Annotated in this window: 8 protein-coding genes and 1 pseudogene; 7 read left to right on the forward strand and 2 right to left on the reverse strand. The window is 60.3% G+C overall.

Features of this window, described 5'->3' with window-relative positions:
• Positions 1–31: 31 nt before the first annotated feature.
• Genes EN914_RS21085 through EN914_RS21105 form a run of 5 tightly spaced genes read left to right on the forward strand, consistent with a single transcriptional unit; the run spans position 32 to position 2998 of the window.
• A complete protein-coding gene (locus tag EN914_RS21085) occupies positions 32–178 on the forward strand; it encodes a hypothetical protein (RefSeq protein ID WP_348631926.1) in 147 nt (48 codons plus the stop codon).
• 29 nt (positions 179–207) lie between these two features.
• Complete coding sequence (locus EN914_RS21090) at positions 208–651, forward strand: hypothetical protein (RefSeq protein ID WP_013532046.1); 444 nt, start codon at positions 208–210, stop codon at positions 649–651.
• A gap of 57 nt (positions 652–708) precedes the next feature.
• A complete protein-coding gene (locus EN914_RS21095) occupies positions 709–1497 on the forward strand; it encodes an ATP-binding cassette domain-containing protein (protein ID WP_024504382.1) in 789 nt (262 codons plus the stop codon).
• A gap of 35 nt (positions 1498–1532) precedes the next feature.
• Positions 1533–2369, forward strand: coding sequence for an ABC transporter permease (locus EN914_RS21100; protein WP_050580490.1), 837 nt, complete (start codon positions 1533–1535; stop codon positions 2367–2369).
• Between the two features lie 53 nt (positions 2370–2422).
• A complete protein-coding gene (locus EN914_RS21105) occupies positions 2423–2998 on the forward strand; it encodes a hypothetical protein (RefSeq protein WP_245265362.1) in 576 nt (191 codons plus the stop codon).
• Between the two features lie 16 nt (positions 2999–3014).
• Here the strand turns inward: EN914_RS21105 and EN914_RS21110 are convergent, their stop codons facing one another.
• Both EN914_RS21110 and EN914_RS21115 read right to left on the reverse strand, forming a co-directional pair.
• The gene (locus EN914_RS21110; protein ID WP_013532050.1) at positions 3015–3215 is read right to left on the reverse strand and encodes a hypothetical protein; all 201 of its coding nucleotides are present in this window, start codon (positions 3213–3215) and stop codon (positions 3015–3017) included.
• 187 nt (positions 3216–3402) lie between these two features.
• Positions 3403–4341, reverse strand: coding sequence for a LysR family transcriptional regulator (locus EN914_RS21115; protein ID WP_013532051.1), 939 nt, complete (start codon positions 4339–4341; stop codon positions 3403–3405).
• Positions 4342–4464: 123 nt separating this feature from the next.
• On the opposite strand from EN914_RS21115, the gene EN914_RS21120 reads away from it, so the two are divergent.
• Positions 4465–5511, forward strand: coding sequence for a class 1 fructose-bisphosphatase (locus tag EN914_RS21120; RefSeq protein WP_013532052.1), 1047 nt, complete (start codon positions 4465–4467; stop codon positions 5509–5511).
• Positions 5512–5519: 8 nt separating this feature from the next.
• Positions 5520–5918, forward strand: a pseudogene (locus EN914_RS21125) (phosphoribulokinase); the annotation flags it as partial.

Raw genomic sequence — 5918 nt, forward strand, 5'->3', positions numbered from 1 at the left:
ATACATCCTCGTCGGCCAGCGCGTCTGGCATCTGGCCTTCACGCCCGACCAGAAAACGCTGATCACCACGAATGGCAATTCCAACGATATCACCTTCATCGACACGGCCACCGACGAGCCGGTCCAATCGCTCACTGTGGGCCAGCAGCCCTGGGGTGTGGTCATTTCGCCCAAATAGCAGACATTGATCATCGGGAGGCTCAAGACATGAAACTTTGCCGTAGGTTTTTCTTCGCCGCGCTCGCCGGATTTGTCCTTGCTCCGATCGTAGCAAACGCCGACGATGCGACGTCAAAACCGTCGCGTGCCAGCAAGAACCTGCCGGAATTGATTATCGGTTCGGCCGATTCCACCTATGCGGTCAATCAGAAGGACTTCGAGCTGATCGCCGGCCAGGGCTATCGCTGGAAGATCACGTCCAAGGGCGGTTTCGAGTACAAGTTCGTGACCGATCTCTTCCGCAATGTCTGGATGGACCAGATCGTCATCAACGATTTGGAAGTGCATATGGACGGCGGACCGGCCTGGCTGGAATTCGACGACGCGGGAACGATCCAGGTGCAGTTCCATACCGTTCGCCCGGGCGAATATACCTGGTCGGTTCCCGACCTTGCCGACAAGGGACTGAAGGGCAAGATTACGATCAAGTAAGACAAAAGGCGATCAGGGGCGCCAATAGGCCAACGCGTCCTGAAGGAGCGATCCGGCATGCAGCATATGAGGACAAGCGGACCGGGAGACGAGGTGGCGGCGCTCGATGTCCGAGCCGTCAGCCATTCCTATGGCCAGAAGCGGGCGCTCAACGACGTCTCCTTCTCGATCGCGCCGGCGACTTTCACCGTTCTGCTCGGCCTCAACGGGGCCGGCAAGACGACGCTGTTCTCACTGATAAGCCACCTCTACGACACGCGTCACGGATCGATCCGCATCTTCAGCCATGACATTCGCCGCGCGTCCGGCGAAGCACTCAGGCGGGTCGGCATCGTGTTCCAGGCACGCACGCTCGATCTCGACCTCAGCGTCTACCAGAATCTCTCCTACCATGCCTCGTTGCATGGCATTGGCGGACGCGAAGCTCGCCAGCGCATTGCCGCGCTGCTGGAAACGGTCGACATGCAGGGCCGCCAGCATGACAAGGCACGCAGCCTCTCCGGCGGTCAGATGCGGCGCATCGAAATCGCCAGGGCGCTGCTGCACCGACCTTCCCTGCTCCTGCTTGACGAGGCGACCGTCGGCCTGGATATCGAATCTCGCGCGGGCATCCTCGCCACCATCCGCAAGCTCGTCCAAGCAGAGGGCATCGGCGTGCTCTGGGCCACGCATCTGATCGACGAAGTCGAAGACGCCGACCATGTCGTCATACTGCGGCGGGGTGACCTGGTCGCCAGCGGCAAGGTGTCGGATGTGATCCGTGCGAACGGCGGAAGTTCGATTCGCGAAACCTTTTCGAAGCTCAGCCGCGTCGATGCGGCGGGCATGACGGAGACGTCGCCATGAGCGCTCCTGCGATGCCCGGAAAAGTCGCCGGCATCATGCCGGTGCGGTCCGAGCCATTCGGCCTGCGCCACTATCTCATTTGCCTGAAAGGCGTCGTCCTGCGCGAGTGCCTGCGCTTCCTGCACCAGCGCGAACGCTTCATTTCCTCGCTGGTCCGGCCGCTGGTCTGGCTGTTCATCTTCGCGGCCGGCTTTCGCCAGGTGCTTGGCGTGTCGATCATCCCGCCCTACAAGACCTATGTGCTCTACGAGGTCTATATCACGCCGGGCCTTTGCGGCATGATCCTGCTGTTTTCCGGCATGCAGTCTTCGCTGTCGATGGTCTACGACCGCGAGATGGGCAACATGCGCATCCTGCTGGTCAGCCCGTTTCCGCGCTGGTTCCTGCTGGTGTCGAAGATGCTGGCCGGTGTGGCCGTATCGATCGTGCAGGTCTACGCGTTCCTGATCGTTGCCTGGTTGTGGGGCGTCAAAGCGCCGCCACTCGGCTATCTCTATGTTCTGCCGGCACTGTTCCTGTCGGGCATGATGCTTTGCGCGCTCGGCATGCTCTTGTCTTCGCTGATCAAGCAGCTTGAAAACTTCGCCGGCATCATGAACTTCGTCATCTTTCCCGGCTATTTCGCGTCTCCGGCGCTGTATCCCTTGTGGCGCATCCAGGAGGCGAGCCCCCTGCTCTACAAGATCTGCCTCTGCAACCCGTTCACCTATGCCGTCGAACTGATCCGTTTTGCCTTCTACGGGCAGATCGAATGGCTGTCGCTGGGCGTCGTCGCCGGCTGCACGCTGCTGTTCCTGGGCGGCGCCATCATCGCATACGACCCTTCGCGCGGTTTGGTGATCCGCAAACAGGACATGGGAGGAAACGCCTGATGGCGCGAATGAGACTTGTTCACACTCTGGTTCTGGTCACCACGCTTGCGTCGATGGAGGGCGCCGCCGCGGCAAACACCGATCCCGACTGGCCCTGCATGCAGCGTAAGGTGCCACAGCTCTCGCTTGGCCAGATCTGGAATGGGCCGGAGCTTCCGGCGACCGCGAAGGATTGGGCGAAGGATCCAGGCGTGTCGGCGCTTGTCGATGCTGTGGCGGCCCGGCGGACGCCGATTGCACAAGCCCAGAAGGAGATCAAGGATTTCGCGACTTCCCTACCGCCCGAGCAGGTCGCAACCAAAATGACGATGCTGGTGCAGGGAATGTTCGATCACATGGACGCCGAGCGTTCGCACGTGATCTCCGGCATCTCCCGCTATGCCCACAAACAGCTGGAAATGGCGGCACAGTTGCGCAAGGAAGCATCCGAAGTGGATGCGCTGCGCGCCAAGGCCGATGCGGATCCGGACGAAGTAGAACGGCGAACCGACCAACTGAATTTCGCGACGCGAATTTTCAACGAACGCGTCCAGTCGCTGACTTATGTCTGCGATGTGCCGACGATAATCGAGCAGCGGCTTTACCAGTTGTCGAAGACTGTCTCGGAAACGCTCGCGGTGAAGAAATAGACCTTGGCCGCCTGTCTCACGACTCTCTGCCAGGCAGCACACGCCAGCGCTGCACGAAATAACCGGGATGCGTCTCGATCCACCTTGCCACCAGCGGCTGCGCCTGCATGAAGGCAGTCCCGGGATTCATCGCCAGACCGTCTACCATTTCCTCGCGTTGTTCGCAGGTCCGCGGTCCATCCGTCAGGCAGACCATCATAACGAGTGTGTAAAGCATTACCCCTTTTCCCCATCGAATTCCCGAACCCATACCTGGGAGAGTTCCGAACAGTCTGCAGGGGTTACACATACAGATCGCTTACGGTGTGAAAGGACGTGGCCCCCGCTCTTTCGCACTGCAACATAACATATCGCTTATATAATACCAACGATCGCGGACTTTCATCCGTTGCGCTCGTGCAGTGTCATCCAGCCTTGTCTGGATACAGCTTTCCGAAAAGGGGCAGGTACATTGCGCCCTTGCGCATCAGGAAATCGTTGAATGTGGCCATCGCCGGCGAGATTGCGTGATCGGTTCGCATCACCGAGAACCATTGTCGGCGGATCGGCATGCCGACAACGTCGAGGATGACAAGCCGGCCTGCCTCGGTTTCCGCAGCGATGGTGTGAGCAGAGATGAAGGCGATGCCCAGACCAGCCATCACCGCCTGCTTGATCGTTTCGTTCGAGGCCATCTCGACACCGAGGTCGTCGATGCGCCCAGGCACGTCGCTCAGGAATATTTCCAACGAGATACGGGTTCCGGAGCCGGGCTCGCGAATAAGGAAATGCTCCTCGGCAATTCGCTCCTTGGAGATATCGCGCGCCGCCACCAAGGGATGGTCGGGCGGCGCGATGATGACCAGCGGATGATCACCGAAGACCGAAGCACGCACCGGAACCTCTTTCGCCGGACGCCCCATCAGCGCGATATCGATGTCGTGGTTCCTGAGGTTGTCGATCGTCTGGGCACGATTGCCGATGGCAAGCCGCATGTCGATGTCGGGATGGTCCTTCATGAACGCAGCCATCAGCCGCGGCGCGAAATATTTGGCTGTGGAAACGACGCCGAGCCTCAAGCTGCCGGTGCGTACGCCCTTGATGGCATCCATCTTGTCTTCGAGCAAACCGAGATGCTCCTCGATAACCTGCGCTGTCTCGACGAAAGCCAGACCTGCGGCAGTGGGACGCATGCCGTCCGACGTTCGGTCGAACAGAGCCAGCTGGAATTCTTCCTCCACTTGTCGCAGTTGGATTGTCAGCGCTGGAGGAGACAGGCCTAACATCTTGGCTGCGCTGACAATTTTGCCGCACTTGATGATTGCCTGGACGGTCTTGAAATGCTTGAGCGTGAGGTTTCTCATGTCGCATACTAAGTTATTTTTACTGACCAGGTAAAGTTATTGAATTTTACTTATCGTGTGACGTTTGTTTCCATTCCTCCAGTCCAGCCGCTCCGAGGAGATGCGGCCGGAGGGGAGGTTACGATGCCAGCGGCAACGCTCGACGCTTTTCTGAACTCCTATCTCGGCCAGCCAGACGAATTCCGCTCGGCCGTTGTGACGACCGTTCGTCAGTTGACACAGGCCGCCATCAAGGTCCGCAACACCATCAACCAAGGGGTGCTCGGCGCCGCCTTTGCCGAGACCCGTGGCGCCAATGCCGACGGCGACGTCCAGAAGGATCTCGACGTCTTCTCCGACGACATCTTCCTCGACGCCATGCGCCGTGCGCCGGTGGCACTTTACGCCTCCGAGGAGCTGGAGCAGCCAGTCCTGCTCGACAGGCAAGCGCCACTCGCCATTGCGATCGACCCGCTCGACGGCTCTTCCAACATCGACACCAACGTGTCGATCGGAACGATCTTCTCGCTCCTGACCGCAACTGGCGCGCCGGACGCTGATCCGGCCGCCTCTTTCTTGCAGGCGGGCGTGAACCAGCTAGGCGCCGGTTTCTTCATCTATGGGCCGCAGCTGGCACTCGTCCTGTCGCTCGGCAGCGGCACGCATGTCTTCGTCTTCTCGACAAGGCTCGGCACCTTCGTCCAGGCCTATGAAAGCCGGATCATTCCGCAACGCACTCAGGAGTTCGCCATCAACGCCGCCAACTACCGGCACTGGGACGAGGCTGTGCGGCTCTATGTCGACGACTGCCTGGAGGGCACCGAGGGACCGCGCGAGAAGGATTTCAACATGCGCTGGATCGCCTCTCTGGTCGCCGACTGTTACCGCATATTGATGCGCGGCGGCGTTTTTCTCTACCCCGGCGATCGGCGCAAGGGCTATGGTCAGGGACGGCTGCGCCTCGTCTACGAGGCCAACCCGATCGCCTATCTCATAGAGCAGGCCGGTGGTGCCGCCACCGACGCGATCACCCGCATCCTGGAAATCGAGCCCGAGAGCCTGCATCAGCGCGTGCCGATGATCTTCGGGTCGGCGCGGGAAGTGGCGCGCATCACGCGCTACCACACAGAGCCGAGCAACATCGGTGAGCGTGCGCCGCTGTTCAGCCGCCGCGGCCTGTTCAGAGCCTGAGCTGCACCATGTCAGCCAAGCACCCCATCATCACCATCACCGGGTCGTCGGGCGCCGGCACGACCTCGGTCAAGCGCATCTTCGAGCTGATTTTCCGGCGCGAGAACATCGAGGCCGCTTTCATCGAAGGCGACGCATTTCACCGCTACGACCGCGCGGCGATGAAGGCAAAGGTGGCCGAGGAGGAAAAGGCCGGCAACCCGAACTTCACCCATTTCAATGCCGCGGCCAACGAACTCGGAATTCTCGAAGAGGTGTTCGCGGAATATGGCCGCCGCGGAACCGGCAAGACCCGCACCTACATTCATGATGAGGAAGAGGAAAAGCAGCACGGCACGCCACCGGGAACCTTTACCGAATGGCGCGAATTCGCTCCCAGCGACCTGCTCTTCTACGAGGGGCTGCAC

The organism is Mesorhizobium sp. M7A.F.Ca.CA.001.08.2.1 (genome assembly GCF_003998455.1).
Classification (GTDB): Bacteria; Pseudomonadota; Alphaproteobacteria; order Rhizobiales; family Rhizobiaceae; genus Mesorhizobium; species Mesorhizobium ciceri.

Bases quoted from the DNA above. Each gene is read 5' to 3' on its own strand.
- EN914_RS21095 (WP_024504382.1), top strand. From the start codon at position 709: ATGCAGCATATGAGGACAAGCGGACCGGGAGACGAGGTGGCGGCGCTC.
- EN914_RS21115 (WP_013532051.1), bottom strand. From the start codon at position 4,341: ATGAGAAACCTCACGCTCAAGCATTTCAAGACCGTCCAGGCAATCATC.
- EN914_RS21105 (WP_245265362.1), top strand. From the start codon at position 2,423: ATGGAGGGCGCCGCCGCGGCAAACACCGATCCCGACTGGCCCTGCATG.
- EN914_RS21120 (WP_013532052.1), top strand. From the start codon at position 4,465: ATGCCAGCGGCAACGCTCGACGCTTTTCTGAACTCCTATCTCGGCCAG.
- EN914_RS21090 (WP_013532046.1), top strand. From the start codon at position 208: ATGAAACTTTGCCGTAGGTTTTTCTTCGCCGCGCTCGCCGGATTTGTC.
- EN914_RS21110 (WP_013532050.1), bottom strand. From the start codon at position 3,215: ATGCTTTACACACTCGTTATGATGGTCTGCCTGACGGATGGACCGCGG.
- EN914_RS21100 (WP_050580490.1), top strand. From the start codon at position 1,533: ATGCCGGTGCGGTCCGAGCCATTCGGCCTGCGCCACTATCTCATTTGC.